This window comes from Streptomyces sp. NPDC000404 (assembly GCF_040300365.1).
Taxonomy (GTDB): domain Bacteria; phylum Actinomycetota; class Actinomycetes; order Streptomycetales; family Streptomycetaceae; genus Streptomyces; species Streptomyces ramulosus.
Genome location: NZ_JBEPDN010000024.1, coordinates 1 through 16335, shown reverse-complemented (window position 1 = coordinate 16335; position 16335 = coordinate 1). Strand labels below are relative to the sequence as shown.

Sequence of the window (16335 nt, the reverse complement as noted above, 5' to 3'; positions counted from 1 at the left end):
CGGACCGGAGTCCTACGCTGCGTCCCGGCTGTCGCCGTGCCCGCGGCGACAGCCGGCGCGGGTTCCGGGGAGGGCCACTGTGGATGACCGCCGGATGGCGGAGTTCTTCGAGAACTTCGAGGCTCCCGAAGGGGTGCGGGCCGAGCTTCTTCGGGGGGAGATCCTGCTGACGGCGGGGCTGGATCTGGTCCACAACGGGATTGTCGAGGACACCATGGACCGCATTCCGCGCCGGCGGTGGCATCGCGTCCAGACCCAGGACGTCGGCATTCCGGGCGAACACAGCCAACCCGTGCCCGATCTCGTGGTGCTGGAACGCGGCGCCGGACCGCGGGCCGGACGGCTCCTGCCGGCCGAGGCGGTCACGATGCTCGTGGAGGTCGTCTCCAGGACCAGCGTGGACCTACGCGGTCCAGCGGATCAGCAAGTTCGGCGAGCCGGTGCCGCTGGAGGCACTTGGCATCGAGCTGGAAACCAAGGATTTCGGCACGCTCCCGCCGCTCAGGCGGCACCGCCGACCGTGACGAAGTCGATCAGCTCCTCCACCCGCCCCAGCAGCGCCGGCTCCACGTCCTTGTAGCTGCGCACGCCCGACAGGATCCGCTGCCAGGCGGCGCCGGTGTTCTCCGGCCAGCCCAGCGCCCGGCACACGCCCGTCTTCCAGTCCTGGCCGCGCGGGACGGCCGGCCACGCCGCGATCCCCACCGACGACGGCTTCACCGCCTCCCACACGTCGATGTACGGATGGCCCACCACGCACACATGCGGATCGCTCACCTCCGCCGCGATCCGGGACTCCTTCGAACCGGGCACCAGATGGTCGACGAGGACGCCGAGGCGCGCGTCGGGTCCGGGGGAGAAGGCATCGACGATCTCCGGCAGATCGTCGATGCCCTCCAGGTACTCCACGACGACGCCCTCGATGCGCAGGTCGTCGCCCCACACCCGCTCGACCAGCTCCGCGTCGTGCCGCCCCTCCACATAGATCCGGCCCGCCCGCGCGACCCGCGCCCGCGCACCGGGCACCGCCAGCGAGCCCGACGCCGTCCGCGCCGGACCGCTCGCCGCCGCCGGCCCCCGGGGCCGGACGAGCGTGACGACCTCGCCCTCCAGCAGGAAGCCGCGCGGCTCCATCGGGAAGACGCGGTGCTTGCCGAACCGGTCCTCCAGGGTGACCGTCGGCCCCTGCGCCGACTTCTCGCAGCGGATCACCGCCCCGCAGAACCCCGTGGTCACCTCCTCGACCACCAGGTCCTTCTCCGCCGCCACCTCGGGCGCGGGCCGCTGCTTCTTCCACGGCGGGGTGAGGTCGGGGCTGTAGCGCTTGCTCTGCATGGTGTCGGTTGTGCCTGTTCTGTGACGGGTCGGGTGACGGATACGGGCGGCTCAGGCGAAGCGGGCGGCGAGCGCGTCGCGCTGGGCGCGGACGAAGGCGGCGCCGACCACGGCGCCGTGCCCGGGGACGTACCGCGCCTCCTCGCCGCCCAGCGCCAGCAGCCGGTCCAGGGCGGCGGGCCACTGCCGGCCGAGGGCGTCGGGCCCGGCGGACGGTTCGCCGGACTCCTCGACCAGATCGCCGCAGAAGACGATCTCGGGCCCCGCGCCCCGGCCCGGGACGAGGACCGCGAGGTCGTGCGCGGTGTGGCCGGGGCCGACGTTGGCGAGCAGCACCTGCCGGTCGCCGAGGTCGACGGTCAGCTCGCCGTGCACGCCGTGGTGCGGCAGCACCAGGATGTCGGCGGCGTCGGTGGCGGCGTTCGGGTCGACGCCGTGGCGCACCGCGTCCTCCCGCAGCGCCTCCCGCCCGCGGGCCATCAGCTCGGCCGCCCCGGCGGCGGCGAAGACCTGCACCCCGGCGAAGGCGGCGGTGCCCAGGACGTGGTCGAAGTGCGGATGGGTCAGCGCGATGTGCGTCACGTCACGGCCCAGCACCCGGCGGACGGCGAGCCGCAGTTCGGCGCCGTCGCGCAGGGTGGCGCCGGTGTCGACGAGCAGCACCCCGTCCGACCCCGCGACGGCGCCCACCGTCTCGTCCCAGCCCGGCATCCGGCGGCGGGCGATGCCGTCGCCGAGCCGTTCCCAGCCCGCCTCTTCCCACGTCGTACGCATGCCGAGACGCTATCGGTAGCGCGGTGGCGTCGCCCGGTGGATGACGGGGGAGTGGCCGGTGTCGCACGCGAGACCCTTGCCCCGCCGGTGCGACCCGGCCGTACACTGGAGCGGTACTGGCACTCGGACCGGTGGAGTGCCAGGCGAGGAAGCCGGAGGACGGCGGGACTGGAGGTGTGCACGGTGCTCAGTGAACGCAGGCTGGAGGTGCTGCGTGCCATCGTCCAGGACTATGTCGGCACGGAGGAGCCGGTCGGCTCGAAGGCGCTGACCGAGCGCCATCGGCTCGGCGTCTCCCCGGCCACGGTCCGTAACGACATGGCGGTCCTGGAGGAAGAAGGATTCATCGCCCAGCCGCACACCAGCGCGGGCCGGATCCCCACCGACAAGGGCTACCGCCTCTTCGTCGACAAGCTCGCCGGCGTCAAGCCGCTCTCCAGCCCGGAGCGCCGCGCGATCCAGAACTTCCTGGACGGCGCGGTCGATCTGGACGACGTCGTGGGCCGCACGGTCCGGCTGCTGGCGCAGCTGACCCGGCAGGTCGCGGTGGTGCAGTACCCGTCGCTGACGCGGTCCACCGTCCGCCATGTCGAGCTGCTGGCGCTGGCCCCGGCGCGGCTGATGCTCGTCCTGATCACCGACACCGGGCGCGTCGAACAGCGGCTGATCGACTGTCAGGGGCCGTTCGGCGAGGCGTCGCTGGCGGATCTGCGGGCCCGGCTCAACAGCCGGGTCGTGGGGCGCCGGTTCGCGGATGTGCCGCAATTGGTGCAGGATCTTCCGGACTCCTTCGAGCAGGAGGACCGCGGCACGGTCTCGACGGTGCTGTCGGTGCTGCTGGAGACGTTGGTGGAGGAGACCGAGGAGCGGTTGGTGATCGGCGGTACCGCCAATCTCACCCGCTTCGGGCACGACTTCCCGCTGACGATCCGGCCGGTGCTGGAGGCCCTTGAGGAGCATGTGGTGCTGCTCAAACTGCTCGGGGAGGCCAAGGACTCGGGCATGACCGTACGAATCGGGCATGAGAATGCCCATGAAGGACTTGCGTCCACGTCGGTGGTTGCGGTCGGCTACGGTTCGGGCGACGAGGCAGTCGCCAAACTCGGCGTGGTCGGACCGACCCGCATGGACTACCCCGGAACGATGGGAGCGGTACGCGCAGTGGCACGTTACGTCGGACAGATCCTGGCGGAGTCGTAAGTGGCCACGGACTATTACACGGTCCTCGGTGTCGGCCGCGACGCCTCGCAGGACCAGATCAAGAAGGCTTTCCGGCGGCTGGCGCGTGAGCTGCACCCGGATGTGAACCCGGATCCGAAGACCCAGGAGCGGTTCAAGGAGATCAACGCCGCTTACGAGGTGCTGTCGGACCCGCAGAAGAAGCAGGTCTACGACCTCGGTGGCGACCCGCTCTCGCAGGCCGGCGGCGGTGGCGGGGCCGGTGGCTTCGGCGCCGGCTTCGGCAACTTCTCCGACATCATGGACGCGTTCTTCGGCGCCTCCTCGCAGCGCGGTCCGCGCTCGCGGACGCGGCGCGGCCAGGACGCGATGATCCGTCTCGATGTCGAGCTGGACGAGGCGGCCTTCGGGACGACCAAGGAGATCCAGGTCGACACCGCCATCGTGTGCACCACCTGCACCGGTGAGGGCGCGGCCCCCGGCACCTCCGCGCAGACCTGCGACATGTGCCGCGGCCGCGGTGAGGTCTCGCAGGTCACGCGGTCCTTCCTCGGCCAGGTCATGACGTCGCGGCCGTGTCCGCAGTGTCAGGGCTTCGGTACGGTCGTGCCGACGCCGTGCCCGGAGTGCGCCGGCGACGGCCGCATCCGCTCGCGCCGCACGCTGACCGTCAAGATCCCGGCGGGCGTCGACAACGGCACCCGCATCCAGCTGGCGGGCGAGGGCGAGGTCGGCCCCGGCGGCGGTCCCGCCGGCGACCTCTACGTCGAGATCCACGAGCAGCCGCACCCCGTTTTCCAGCGGCGCGGCGACGATCTCCACTGCACGGTCACCATCCCGATGACCGCGGCGGCGCTGGGCACGAAGTGTCCGCTGGAGACGCTGGACGGCATGGAGGAGATCGACGTCCGGCCCGGCACCCAGTCCGGTCAGTCGATCCCGCTGCACCAGCGCGGCGTGACCCATCTGCGGGGCAACGGCCGCGGCGACCTGATCGTCCACGTCGAGGTCCAGACCCCCTCCAAGCTCGATCCCGAGCAGGAAGAGCTGCTGCGGCGGCTGGCCAAGCTCCGTGGTGAAGAACGCCCCACGGGCCAGTTTCAGCCGGGGCAGCAGGGGCTCTTCTCCCGCCTGAAGGATGCCTTCAACGGGCGGTAGGCGCGTATCGGCCGGGGGTCCGGGGGGTGTCCCCCGGGGCGGCACGGCCGACGGGCGGTAGGCGATCCATAGATCTACGCGTGTGGGGCCCGGGGATTTTCCCCGGGCCCCACACGCGTTTGGCGGCCGGTGGCCGGTCCCGCTCGTCCGTCGCGGCGGGCGGCTCCGCCCGTTTCGGTGCGGTGCGCGGGGCATGACACGATGTGGCCATGTCCACCGCGCTGACCGCTCTTTGCCGTCATCCGATCGTGCAGGCGCCGATGGCCGGCGGCGGTTCCGGTCCGGAGCTGGTCGCCGCCGTCGGTGAGGCCGGCGGGCTCGGCTTCCTCGCCGGCGGGCTCAAGACCGCCGACGGCATGTACCAGGAGATCAAGCGGCTGCGCGGACTGACCGGCCGTCCCTTCGGCGTCAACCTCTTCCTCCCGCAGCCCGAACTCGCCAACACGGCCGCCGTCGAGGTCTACCGCGATCAGCTGGCCGGCGAGGCCGCGTGGTACGAGACCGGGCTCGGCGAGGTCGATCCGTACGGCGGCTCGGACGACGGCTACGAGGCGAAGCTGGCGGTGCTGCGCGAGGACCCGGTGCCGGTGGTGTCGTTCCACTTCGGCTGCCCCTCGCCCGCGGTGCTCGCCTCGCTCGCCGCGGTCGGTACGTACACCGTCGTCACGGTCACCACGCCGGACGAGGCGCGGGCGGCGCAGGCGGCGGGTGCCGACGCGGTGTGTGCGCAGGGCGCCGAGGCGGGCGGCCACCAGGGCACCCACCGGGACGATCCGCACGCCGACGGCACCGGCGCCCCGCTCGGTCTGCTGACGCTGATCGCGCAGGTCCGCGAGGCGGTGCGGCTGCCGGTCATCGCCGCCGGCGGGCTGATGCGCGGCGCGCAGATCGCCGCGGTGCTCGCCGCCGGTGCCGAGGCGGCCCAGCTGGGCACCGCCTTCCTGGCGACCCCCGAATCCGGTGCGCACCCGCTGCACAAGCAGGCGCTGACCGACCCGCTGTTCACCCGCACCGAGCTGACCCGCGCCTTCACCGGACGCCCGGCCCGGGGCCTGGCCAACCGCTTCCTGCGGGAGCACGGCCCGTACGCCCCGGCCGCCTATCCGGCCGTGCACCATCTGACCGCCGGGCTGCGGAAGGCGGCCGCGCGGGCGGGTGACACCCAGGGCATGGCGCTGTGGGCCGGGCAGGGGCACCGGTTGGCGCGGGAGCTGCCCGCTGGTGAGCTGGTGGCGCTGCTGGCGTCCGAACTGGACGCGGCATACGAGAAGTTGAACGGTCGCAAGATGAGGGACGAGAGATGACGGCGCCGGTTTTCGTGGTGGATTCGCTGGCGGGCGCGCGGCCCGGCGGCACGCTGGTGCTGGACGGTCCCGAGGGCCGGCACGCGGTGTCGGTGCGGCGGCTGCGGGCCGGTGAGGACGTGGTGCTGACCGACGGCGCCGGGACCGGCGCGTACGGCACGGTCGCGGCGGCCGAGGGCAAGGACCGGCTGACCGTCGCGGTGGCCGAGGTGCGGACGGAGCCCGCGCCGCCGGTGCGGATCACCGTCGTCCAGGCGCTGCCCAAGGGCGACCGCGGCGAGCTGGCCGTGGAGACGATGACCGAGACCGGCGTCGATGCCGTCATCCCCTGGGCGGCGTCGCGGTGTGTCACCCAGTGGCGCGGTGAGCGGGCCGCGAAGTCGCTGGCCAAGTGGCGGGCGACGGCCCGGGAGGCCGGGAAGCAGTCGCGGCGGCTGACCTTCCCCGAGGTGGGCGAGGCGCACACCACCAAGCAGGTGGCCGAGCTGCTGGCGGCGGCTGATTTCGCGGCCGTGCTGCACGAGGAGGGCGCCACCCCGCTGGCCACCGCCGAGCTGCCCGCGTCCGGTTCGGTGGTGCTGGTCGTCGGCCCCGAGGGCGGGGTCGCGCCGGACGAGCTGGCCGCGTTCGCGGCGGCGGGCGCCGCTCCGTACCGCCTGGGCCCGACGGTGCTGCGCACCTCCACGGCGGGTACCGCCGCGACGGCGCTGCTGCTGGGGCGCACCGGCCGCTGGAGCTGACGGGCGGACGGGCCGGGCGGCGCGGGCGGTGGTGCCGCGGGTCCGGCCCGTCCGCATGGGTCAGACCAGTTCGGCGGTGAGGGTGATGTTCTTGACGCCCTTCAGCGCCTGGCTGACCGGGCAGTTGGCCTTGGCGTCCTGCGCCGCCGCCTGGAAGTCCTCCTGCGACAGGCCCGGGACGCGCGCCTTGACGGTCAGCGCGATGGCGGTGATGCCCTCGCCCGGCTGGAAGGTCACATCGGCCCGGGTGTCGACGTCCTCGACGGTGTAGCCCTGTCCCGCCAGGCCGTGCGAGAAGGCCATGGAGTAGCAGGCGGAGTGGGCGGCGGCGATCAGCTCCTCCGGGCTGGTGACGCCGTTCGGCTGCTCGGCGCGGGCCGGCCAGTTGATGTCGTAGGTCCCGACCTTGGAGGAGTCCAGGGAGACCTTGCCCTTGCCCTGGAGGAGGCTGCCCTCCCAGTGGGTGGTGGCGGTGCGGGTGGTGGCCATGGTGCGTTCACTCCCGGTTCGTGGGCGAAAAGGGGGCTGTGCGGGGTCAGCTTAGAGGCCGGGCCGCCGCGCGGACGGTCCGCGCGGCCCGGACCCGGCGTGGTCGGCCCACCCGGCCGTACGGGGTGCCGGGCCGGTAGCATCCGAGGGCGTACGCAGGGTGCGTACGGCGTCCGCCGCGTACGCCGGGACGGGACGAGGGCGGCCACGGCGCGGCCCTCGCGCTCCGGCGGGCGGGGCGGCCGATGACCCGGGAGGAGCCACCGGTGGCGGGAGAACCGCAGGCCGACTGCCTGTTCTGCAAGATCGTGGCGGGGGAGGTGCCGGCGACCATCGTCCACGAGACCGAGACCATCGTCGCGTTCCGCGACATCAACCCCCAGGCGCCGACCCACGTCCTGGTGATCCCCAAGGTCCACTACCCGGACGCCGCGACCCTCGCCGCCGCCGAGCCGCAGGTCATCGCCGACATACTGCGCGAGGCCCGGACGGTCGCCGCCGGGGACGACATCGAGGAGACGGGCTACCGGGTCGTCTTCAACACCGGTGCCGGCGCGGGCCAGACCGTCTTCCACGCCCATCTGCACGTCCTCGGCGGCCGCGGCCTCCAGTGGCCCCCCGGATAAGCAGCCGTGTCCGTACGCGAACTGGTCGTCCTCGGCACCGCCAGCCAGGTGCCGACCCGACACCGCAACCACAACGGCTATCTGCTGCGCTGGGATGGCGAGGGCCTGCTGTTCGACCCGGGTGAGGGCACCCAGCGGCAGATGCTGCGCGCCGGGGTCGCCGCGCACGACCTCAACCGGCTCTGTGTCACCCATTTCCACGGCGACCACTCGCTGGGCCTCGCCGGGGTGATCCAGCGGATCAACCTCGACCGGGTGCCGCACCCCGTCACCGCCCACTACCCGGCGAGCGGCCAGCGCTTCTTCGACCGGCTGCGCTACTCCACGGCGTACCGCGAGACGGTCCGGCTGACGGAGCAGCCGGTCGCGGCGGACGGGGTGCTGGCGACGACGGCGGCGTACACGCTCCAGGCGCGGCTGCTGTCGCATCCGGTCGAGTCGTTCGGCTACCGGCTGGTCGAGCCGGACGCCCGGCGGATGCTGCCGGACCGGCTCGCCGCGCACGGCATCGCCGGGCCCGACGTCGGCCGTCTCCAGCGCGCCGGGGAGCTGGGCGGGGTGCGGCTGGACGAGGTGAGCGAGGTGCGGCGCGGGCAGCGGTTCGCGTTCGTCATGGACACCCGGCTGTGCGACGGTGTGTACGCGCTGGCCGACGGCGCGGACCTGCTGGTCATCGAGTCGACCTTCCTCGACGAGGACGTACGGCTCGCCACCGAGCACGGGCATCTGACGGCGGGCCAGGCGGCGAAGGTGGCGGCGGACGCGGGGGTGCGCCACCTCGTGCTGACGCACTTCTCGCAGCGCTACTCCGACCCGGCGGCCTTCGAACGGCAGGCGCGGGACGCCGGATTCACCGGCGAGCTGACCGTGGCCCGCGATCTGATGCGGGTGCCGGTGCCCAAGCGGCGCTGAGCGCACAGGGGTTGGGCGCCCGGGCGGCTGGGATCTCCCCGTTCGATGTGCTGAGATGGACGGCGGACGAGTGGAGCGAAAGCCGCCGCGGGGGCGCGGGCACGGCCGGGGGCCTGTGCCGTGGCCGTCGCGGCACAGGGGGAGGCCGTCATCGATACGCACGCCGCTGCCGCCATCGGACCGCTGCTGCCCGAGGACCCGCGCGAGATCGCCGGATACCGGCTGCTCGGCCGGGTCGGCGAGGGCGGTATGGGCACCGTCTATCTCTCGCGGACCCGCGGCGGGCAGCCGGTGGCGCTCAAGCTGATCCTGCCGCAGTACCGCCGCGACGCAGGGTTCCGGCTCCGTTTCGAGCAGGAGGTGCGCGCCGCCCGCCGGGTGCAGGGCTACCACCTCGTGCCGGTCGTGGACCACGACACCACGGGCCAACTCCCTTGGATCGCCTCGGAGTTCGTGCCCGGTGTGCCGCTGGACGCCGCGCTCGCGGAGTACGGCCCGCTGCCGCTGCCCGCCGTCTTCCAGCTGGTGGGGTGCACCGCGCGGGCGCTGGCGGCGATCCACGCCGCCGAGGTCGTCCACCGCGACCTCAAGCCCAGCAACATCATGCTCGCCGCGTCCGGCCCGTACGTCATCGACTTCGGTATCGCCCGCGCCGCCGACGCCACCCAGCTGACCAGCGTCGGTGGCCGGATCGGCACCCCGCACTTCATGTCTCCGGAGCACGCGCTCGGGGAGGAGGTGGGGCCCGCGGGCGACTTCTTCGCGCTGGGGCTGATCGCGGCGGTCGCGGCGACCGGGCGGCACCCGTACGGCGACGGCGGCTGGATGACGGTCGCCGCGAAGATCGCCAACAGCGCGGTCCGGCCGCCGGACCTCTCCGGCTACCCGGACACCCTCCAGCCGCTGCTGCGCCGCGCGCTGGCCGTGGACCCGGCGGAGCGGATCACCGCCGACGAGCTGATCGCCCTGTGCGAGCGCGGCGCCGGGCGCCCGCTGCGGGACACCGACGGCTGGCTGCCCGCCCCGCTGACCGCCGCGATCGAGCGGCGGGAGCGGGCCGCCACCCATCCGCCGGAGCCCGAGCCCGGTCCGGCCGGTGGCGCGACCGCCGAGGCCGACCGGGAGACCCGGCCGCCGGGCGCCGCGACGTCCGCCGGAGCCACCCGGCCGCCGTTCGACGCCGAGACGGCGGATCGCACCACCGTCCCGCCGCCCCCGCCCGGCCCGGGGCACACCTCGCGGGCGGGCTCCGGGTATCCGCCGGGGGCCGGGCCCGCCTACGGCCAGGGCGGCGGGACCCAGGGGTACGGCGGCGGGTACGGCCCGGACGCCGGTCCCGCGTACGGGCAGGGGCCCGCGGCGCCGCCCGCGTCCGGCGGTGCGCTCGGCGGACCGTGGAAGCACGCGCTCATGGCGGTGGCCGCGGTCGTCCTGGTGGTGCTGGGCGTCGTGACGGTCAAGGCGATGCTGCCGGACGGGCAGCCGGACCCGGGGCCGACGCCGACCAACGACCCGACGACGGCGACGCCGACCCCGACGCCGACCGGCGATCCGACCCACTCCCCGGAGCCCGCGTACAAGGTGCTGGTCAAGGACCGCCCGTTCGCGCTGCGGGCGCCGCGCGACTCGAACTCCACGGGTGTCGACCTCGACGTACCCCGGGTGACCGGCGGGGAGGTCGACTACGACGCGGACGAGATCGAGATCGGCGACGTCCTCAAGGACCGCTGGGAGTTCCGGACCACGATGGGCAAGGGCGCCGGCGAGACGCCCGAGAAGTGCCTGGAGGGCGCGCAGTCCAACGCCCTTCCCTCTTCGGTGGACGAGCAGGAGTTCGCGAAGACCATCCCGGTCGGCACGCTGCTGTGCACCGTCACCGACCAGCACAATCTCGCGATGCTCAAGGTCACCGCCGTCACGCCGACGCACGACGGCGATCTGCCGGACGTCGAGACCCGGCTGACGGTCTGGAAGAAGGGATAGCCGGATGTCCCGCCGCCTCGATGACCTCGTCCGCCACCTCGCCCCCACCGCCCGGGACGCCGACGCACTGATCGATCTCTCCAACGTCGTCCGCGACGACCGCTTCGGCGACCGCCGGCCGCGCTCCCTGGACCGGCTGCGGCTGGTCGTCGAGGCGCTGGCGCACCGCACCAGCGACCGCGAGGTGCGGGTCCACGCCCTCGCCGACCGCAGCCTGCGCCACGCCCCGCACGAGTACGCCGACCGGGCCGAACCGCGGCTGCTCGCCGACTGGATCGGCCAGGGCCTGGTCACGGAGGTGCCGGACGCCGACGAACCGCTGCTGGACCTCGCCGATGTGACGGGCCTGCCGGTCGTCTCCGGCGACGACTTCAAGGACTTCCGGCTCGTCCACCCCTGGATCCAGGGCAACACCACCCAATTCCTCGGCATGCGGCCGGGGCCGGACCGCTCCGTCGAGCTGTACGCGCGCGACATGGGCGTCCGCACCCCCGCGCAGATCTCCCGGAAGATCGAGGAGTCCGACCTCAAGGCGCACGGCCTGCTGGCGGGCCGCCACCGCCGTCCGCTCACCGCCGTCGTCAAGCGCTCCTGGCGCTGCCCGGAGCGCGGCTGCACGCTCTACGACAGCCGCCGCGGCCACGCCGTACGCCTCCCGGTGATGCGGCGCGGGGTGCCGGTCTGCGAACTGCACCACACACCGCTCACCGACGACGGGCCGCGCACCGGAGTCGCCCAGCTGAAGGTGATGGCCGACGACGCGTGCGTGCACCGGGTGACCCTCGACGCCGGCACCACGGCGGTGCTGGGCCGGGCGCCGGGCGCCGCGGGCATCGCGCTCCACGACGTGCTGCCGCGGCGGCTGCTGGAGCGCGTCAGCCGCCGCCACGTCGAGGTCACCGTCGACGCGGCGGGCGCCCTGCGGCTGCGCAACCTCAGCGCCCACGGCAGCCTGCTGCTGCCGTACGGCGCCCGGGAGTGGACGGAGCTGAGCGGCGGGACGCCGGCGCTGCTGCGGGTCAACGACGTGGTCGAGCTGATCCCCGGTGTCCGGCTCACCCGCAGCGCCCGCCGCTATCCGGCCGAGATCGCCGCGGCCTGGCAGCGGGCGGCCCGGAAGGTGCCGGAGGCGTCCGCCCGCGCCGAGACGCGGTGGGAGTGACCGGCGCCGGTCACTCCCGCGTCCGTCACGGCAGGTAGTACATCGGGTTCGGCAGCTTGAACGTCCGCTCACCGAAGCCGCCGCGCAGATCGCTGTACTGGTCGCCGAAGTTGGCGACGATGCGGTAGCCCAGCGACTCGATGTGCTTGCGGGTGCCCGACTTGTACTCGACCGTGGTGCAGCCGGCGCCGCACGGCAGGTACGCCGGAGGGTTTTCCTTGTCCTTCAGATAGACGTGGCCGCGGTCGAGCGGGACGTCGTAGCCGACGTTCTTGAGGTTGCGCACGCTCCACTCCCGCTGGGCCTCCTTGCGCCCGGTGAGGAAGAAGACCTCGGCGCCCTTGGAGTGCGCCCAGTTGACCAGCCGGTCCATGCCGAAGACCGGGTCCATGTCGGTCGAGGCGAGGTACTCGTCCTGGCTCTTCTCGGTGAAGCGGAAGCCCTCGCGCAGCTCGTAGTTGTACGTCAGCAGCGTGGTGTCGTCCATGTCGAGGACGATGGCGGGCTTGGCGCGGCCCTTGTCGGCGGGGGCGTCCTGCCGGGCGAGCGCACGGGTGAGGTAGGTGCGCGCCTTCGCCTCGATGGAGCGGACCTGGCGGGCGTAGTTGCTCTTCGGGGAGGCGTAGTGCTCGCCGTCGGCGGTGACGGTGTCGCCGTAGTAGGCCTTGATCCGGTCCTGGACGAGGGTGAGGTTGGGGATCTCCTTGTCGCTGCGCGGCACCGAGTGCTCCGCGGTGGCCTGGCCGGCGCCGAAGACCGCGGTGCCGGCGACGAGCGCGGCGGCGGTCGCGGCGCCGGCCCGGACCCGGCGGGAGCGGAGGGCGGCCGGAACGCGGCGGGACAGGGAAGAGCGGGGCATGCGCGGCTCCTTCGGGGAGTGGGGGGTTCCGCGCGGGGCCGCGCGGCTCCGGGCAGGTCACGCCCGGCCCAGGTAGATGTAACAGAGGCGCGCCGTGGGATCTACGCGCGGAGATTCAACGATTGGCAAAGAGGGGCGAGTTGCGGCCCGGCCGGGCGGCGGGCATCGGGGCGTGCCGGGACAGACGTGGGGCGTGCACCGTCCGACTCCGCGCCCCCAAGGTCCCGTTGGGCCCCGTTGACGCCCCCGAGCCGCCCTCCTACCCTCCCTTCCCATCCGTGGACACCATCCACATACACGGACATGTCCACGGGTATGTCCACGGGTATGTCCACGGACATGCGCGGCGCCGTCGCCTGGCGCCGTCCCTCTGGAGACAGGAGTGCGTCCCTTGGCCGCCACCCCCGCTCACGACCTCACCGTCACCGAGGTCCGGCTCACCCCGATCCTGGTCGCCGATCCGCCGCTGCTGAACACCCAGGGAGTCCACCAGCCGTACACGCCGCGGCTGATCGTCGAGGTGGTCACCGGCGGCGGCGTCACCGGCGTCGGCGAGACCTACGGCGACACCGCCTATCTCGATCTGGCCCGGCCGCTCGCCGACGCCCTGCCCGGCCACCGGGTCACCGATCTGAACGCGCTGCCCCTGCTCGCCGCCCGCGTCTGCGGCGACTCCCCGGACGCCACCGGGCCCGGCGCCGTCGACGCCGCCGGCCTCCGGGGCGTCCGCACCGCCGACAAGCTGCGCCGCTCCGTCGTCTCCGCCGTCGAGGTGGCCTGCCTGGACGCCTGGGGGAAGACGGCGGGGCTGCCCGTCCACGCGCTGCTCGGCGGCAAGGTCCGCGACCGCGTCGACTACAGCGCCTACCTCTTCTACCGCTGGGCCGCGCACCCCCAGGGCGCCGGCGAGGCCGACGACTGGGGCGCGGCCCTCGGCCCGGACGGCGTCGTCGCCCAGGCCCGCCGCCTCGCGGACACGTACGGCTTCGGCTCCTTCAAGCTCAAGGGCGGCGTCTTCCCGCCGGACGAGGAGATCGCCGCGGTCCGCGCCCTCGCCGCCGCCTTCCCCGGCAAGCCGCTGCGGCTCGACCCCAACGGCGCCTGGTCCGTCGCCACCTCGCTGCGCGTCGCCGCCGCGCTCGGCGACACCCTGGAGTACCTGGAGGACCCCGCGTCCGGGACCGGCCCGATGGCCGAGATCGCCGCCGCGCTGCGCGCCGGGAGCGCGGCGCCGCTGCCGCTCGCCACCAACATGTGCGTGACGACCTTCGAGGAGATCCCCGAGGCGTTCACCCGGGAAGCCGTGCAGGTCGTCCTCTGCGACCACCACTACTGGGGCGGACTGCGCGCCACCTGCGAACTCGCCGCGCTCTGCACCACGTTCGGGGTCGGCCTGTCCATGCACTCCAACACCCACCTGGGCATCTCCCTCGCCGCGATGACCCACGCCGCCGCCGTCGTCCCCCGCCTCGATCATGCCTGCGACACCCACTACCCCTGGCAGACCGAGGACGTCCTGACCGAACGGCTCGTCTTCCGCGACGGCGCGCTGACGGTCGGCGACGCGCCGGGCCTCGGCGTCACCCTCGACCGCGACCGGCTCGCCGCGCTGCACCGCCGCTGGCAGGGCGACGACGGCGCCCTGCGCTCCCGCGACGACGCCGCCGCCATGCGCCGCGCCGACCCCACCTGGCGCGTCCCGGCCGTGCCCCGCTGGTGACGGCCGCGGGCCCCGGAGGCCCGCGCCCGTTCGCGTACGCCGGGTCATCGATCGTGCCCCGGTCCTGCGGACGGCCGCCCGCCCCGCGTACGGTGTGGCACGGCTCGGTGGCGGTACGCCACAGTGGTCCCGTACGTGATCTTTGAGAGGGGCTGTCCCATGGCACAGGAAGTGCGCGGCGTCATCGCGCCGGGGAAGAACGAACCGGTCCGGCTGGAGACCATCCTGGTGCCGGATCCCGGACCCGGCGAGGCCGTGGTGCAGATCCAGGCGTGCGGGGTGTGCCACACCGACCTGCACTACAAGCAGGGCGGCATCAACGACGACTTCCCGTTCCTGCTCGGCCACGAGGCCGCCGGGATCGTGGAGTCCGTCGGCGAGGGCGTCACCGACGTCGCCCCCGGCGACTTCGTCGTCCTGAACTGGCGCGCGGTGTGCGGCCAGTGCCGGGCCTGTCTGCGCGGCCGTCCGCAGTACTGCTTCGACACCCACAACGCGAAGCAGAAGATGACCCTGACCGACGGCACGGAGCTGACGCCCGCGCTGGGCATCGGCGCCTTCGCGGACAAGACGCTGGTCGCCTCCGGCCAGTGCACCAAGGTCGACCCGGCCGTCTCGCCCGCCGTCGCCGGACTGCTGGGCTGCGGTGTGATGGCCGGCATCGGCGCGGCCATCAACACCGGCAACGTCGGCCGCGGCGACACCGTCGCGGTCATCGGCTGCGGCGGCGTCGGCGACGCGGCGGTGGTCGGCGCCCGGCTGGCCGGCGCCGCGAAGATCATCGCGGTGGACGTCGACGACCGGAAGCTGGACACCGCCCGCACCATGGGCGCCACCCACGCCGTCAACTCCCGCACCACCGACCCCATCGAGGCGATCCGCGAGCTGACCGGCGGATTCGGCGCGGACGTCGTCATCGAGGCGGTCGGCCGCCCGGAGACCTACCGGCAGGCGTTCTACGCCCGCGATCTGGCCGGCACGGTCGTCCTCGTCGGCGTCCCGACCCCCGAGATGAAGCTGGAACTGCCGCTCCTGGACGTCTTCGGCCGCGGCGGCTCCCTCAAGTCGTCCTGGTACGGCGACTGCCTGCCGTCCCGCGACTTCCCGATGCTGATCGACCTGCACCAGCAGGGCCGCATCGACCTGAGCGCCTTCGTCACCGAGACCATCGGCATCGACGGCGTCGAGCAGGCCTTCGAGCGGATGCACGCGGGCGATGTGCTGCGTTCGGTGGTGACGCTCTGATGGCCGCCCGCATCGACCATCTCGTCACCTCTGGCACCTTCTCCCTCGACGGCGGCACCTGGGACGTCGACAACAACGTCTGGATCGTCGGGGACGACGAGGAGGCGATCGTCATCGACGCCGCCCACGACGCCGACGCGATCTTCACCGCACTCGGCGGCCGCACCCTGCGCGCCATCGTCTGCACCCACGCGCACAACGACCACATCGACGCGGCCCCCGCCCTCGCGGCCCGCACCGGCGCGCTGATCCACCTCCACCCCGCCGACCTGCCGCTGTGGCAGCAGACCCACCCCGGCACCCCGCCCGACCGCGAGCTGTCCGACGGCCAGGTCCTGACCATCGCCGGTACGGATCTGACGGTGCTGCACACACCGGGCCACGCACCGGGCGCCGTCAGCCTGTACGCACCGGGCCTGGGCGCCGTCTTCACCGGCGACACCCTCTTCCAGGGCGGCCCGGGCGCCACCGGCCGCTCGTTCTCCGACTTCCCGACCATCATCAACTCGATCCGCGACCGACTGCTCCCCCTCCCGGCGCCAACCGTGGTCCACACCGGCCACGGCAACACCACCACGATCGGCGAAGAGTCCCCGCACCTGGACGAATGGGTGAAGCGGGGCCACTGAGCCCGGCAGTGGCGGGCGCCGGCCGATCGGCCCCGACGCCCGCCACAACCACCCGAAGCCCATACACGGCGAGAAGGTGGTGGGGTCGGGGGTGGTGTTACGGACGTAAAGCGGAGCAGTCCGTAACACAAACGCACCGAGTTCCGCCTGCCCGCCGAGCCCACGGCCCCGACGCCGAACGCGCTGCCGTGGCTGGCCGCCGCCCTGCCCGCGGTCTTCG

At 73.5% G+C, this 16335-nt stretch carries 15 protein-coding genes and 1 pseudogene; 12 read left to right on the top strand and 4 right to left on the bottom strand.

The features are described from left to right. Positions 1-94 precede the first annotated feature (94 nt). Positions 95-524 (top strand): annotated as a pseudogene (locus ABT345_RS33000) (Uma2 family endonuclease). Here the strand turns inward: ABT345_RS33000 and ABT345_RS32995 are convergent. Both ABT345_RS32995 and ABT345_RS32990 read right to left on the bottom strand, forming a co-directional pair. Next, a complete protein-coding gene (locus tag ABT345_RS32995) occupies positions 502-1335 on the bottom strand; it encodes a DUF3097 domain-containing protein (protein ID WP_345083999.1) in 834 nt (277 codons plus the stop codon). The pseudogene ABT345_RS33000 and the gene ABT345_RS32995 sit on opposite strands and share 23 nt — an antisense overlap. Positions 1336-1386: 51 nt before the next feature. Then, positions 1387-2109 (bottom strand): MBL fold metallo-hydrolase, encoded by a 723-nt coding sequence (locus tag ABT345_RS32990; RefSeq protein ID WP_345083997.1) that lies wholly within the window; start codon positions 2107-2109, stop codon positions 1387-1389. Between the two features lie 183 nt (positions 2110-2292). On the opposite strand from ABT345_RS32990, the gene hrcA reads away from it, so the two are divergent. From hrcA to ABT345_RS32970, 4 genes are all read left to right on the top strand, one after another. Next, on the top strand, positions 2293-3309 hold the full coding sequence (gene hrcA / locus ABT345_RS32985; protein WP_030283805.1) for a heat-inducible transcriptional repressor HrcA: 1017 nt from the start codon (positions 2293-2295) through the stop codon (positions 3307-3309). Beyond that, the gene (dnaJ, locus tag ABT345_RS32980; RefSeq protein WP_345083994.1) at positions 3310-4446 is read left to right on the top strand and encodes a molecular chaperone DnaJ; all 1137 of its coding nucleotides are present in this window, start codon (positions 3310-3312) and stop codon (positions 4444-4446) included. It abuts the gene before it with no gap. Positions 4447-4655: 209 nt separating this feature from the next. Next, positions 4656-5750 carry a nitronate monooxygenase gene (locus ABT345_RS32975; RefSeq protein ID WP_345083992.1) on the top strand — a complete coding sequence of 365 codons (1095 nt, stop codon included), beginning with the start codon at positions 4656-4658 and terminating at the stop codon, positions 5748-5750. After that, positions 5747-6490, top strand: coding sequence for a 16S rRNA (uracil(1498)-N(3))-methyltransferase (locus tag ABT345_RS32970; RefSeq protein WP_345083990.1), 744 nt, complete (start codon positions 5747-5749; stop codon positions 6488-6490). Before ABT345_RS32975 ends, ABT345_RS32970 begins: the two co-directional genes overlap by 4 nt. Before the next feature lie 60 nt (positions 6491-6550). Here ABT345_RS32970 and ABT345_RS32965 read toward each other — a convergent pair whose 3' ends face one another. Further along, positions 6551-6979 carry an OsmC family protein gene (locus tag ABT345_RS32965; protein WP_345083988.1) on the bottom strand — a complete coding sequence of 143 codons (429 nt, stop codon included), beginning with the start codon at positions 6977-6979 and terminating at the stop codon, positions 6551-6553. A gap of 266 nt (positions 6980-7245) precedes the next feature. Here ABT345_RS32965 and ABT345_RS32960 point away from each other — a divergent pair, with 266 nt between their 5' ends. From ABT345_RS32960 to ABT345_RS32945, 4 genes are all read left to right on the top strand, one after another. After that, positions 7246-7605: a histidine triad nucleotide-binding protein gene (locus ABT345_RS32960; RefSeq protein ID WP_345083986.1), complete on the top strand. Its 360-nt coding sequence runs from the start codon at positions 7246-7248 to the stop codon at positions 7603-7605. Between the two features lie 6 nt (positions 7606-7611). Beyond that, positions 7612-8517 carry a ribonuclease Z gene (locus ABT345_RS32955; RefSeq protein ID WP_345083984.1) on the top strand — a complete coding sequence of 302 codons (906 nt, stop codon included), beginning with the start codon at positions 7612-7614 and terminating at the stop codon, positions 8515-8517. A 120-nt stretch (positions 8518-8637) separates the two neighbouring features. Further along, positions 8638-10500, top strand: a complete 1863-nt coding sequence (locus ABT345_RS32950; protein WP_345083982.1) for a serine/threonine-protein kinase — start codon at positions 8638-8640, stop codon at positions 10498-10500. A 4-nt stretch (positions 10501-10504) separates the two neighbouring features. Beyond that, positions 10505-11662 (top strand): FHA domain-containing protein, encoded by a 1158-nt coding sequence (locus ABT345_RS32945; protein ID WP_345083980.1) that lies wholly within the window; start codon positions 10505-10507, stop codon positions 11660-11662. A 25-nt stretch (positions 11663-11687) separates the two neighbouring features. Here ABT345_RS32945 and ABT345_RS32940 read toward each other — a convergent pair whose 3' ends face one another. Next, complete coding sequence (locus ABT345_RS32940) at positions 11688-12521, bottom strand: HAD family acid phosphatase (RefSeq protein WP_345083978.1); 834 nt, start codon at positions 12519-12521, stop codon at positions 11688-11690. Positions 12522-12912: 391 nt separating this feature from the next. Between ABT345_RS32940 and ABT345_RS32935 the strand changes: the two genes are divergently transcribed. The 3 genes from ABT345_RS32935 to ABT345_RS32925 all read left to right on the top strand — a co-directional run bounded on the left by ABT345_RS32935 (position 12913) and on the right by ABT345_RS32925 (position 16115). Beyond that, complete coding sequence (locus ABT345_RS32935) at positions 12913-14241, top strand: enolase C-terminal domain-like protein (protein ID WP_345083976.1); 1329 nt, start codon at positions 12913-12915, stop codon at positions 14239-14241. 159 nt (positions 14242-14400) lie between these two features. Further along, positions 14401-15486, top strand: a complete 1086-nt coding sequence (locus tag ABT345_RS32930; protein ID WP_345083974.1) for an S-(hydroxymethyl)mycothiol dehydrogenase — start codon at positions 14401-14403, stop codon at positions 15484-15486. Beyond that, complete coding sequence (locus ABT345_RS32925) at positions 15486-16115, top strand: MBL fold metallo-hydrolase (protein WP_345083972.1); 630 nt, start codon at positions 15486-15488, stop codon at positions 16113-16115. The genes ABT345_RS32930 and ABT345_RS32925 overlap by 1 nt, the downstream gene beginning before the upstream one ends. Positions 16116-16335 lie beyond the last annotated feature (220 nt).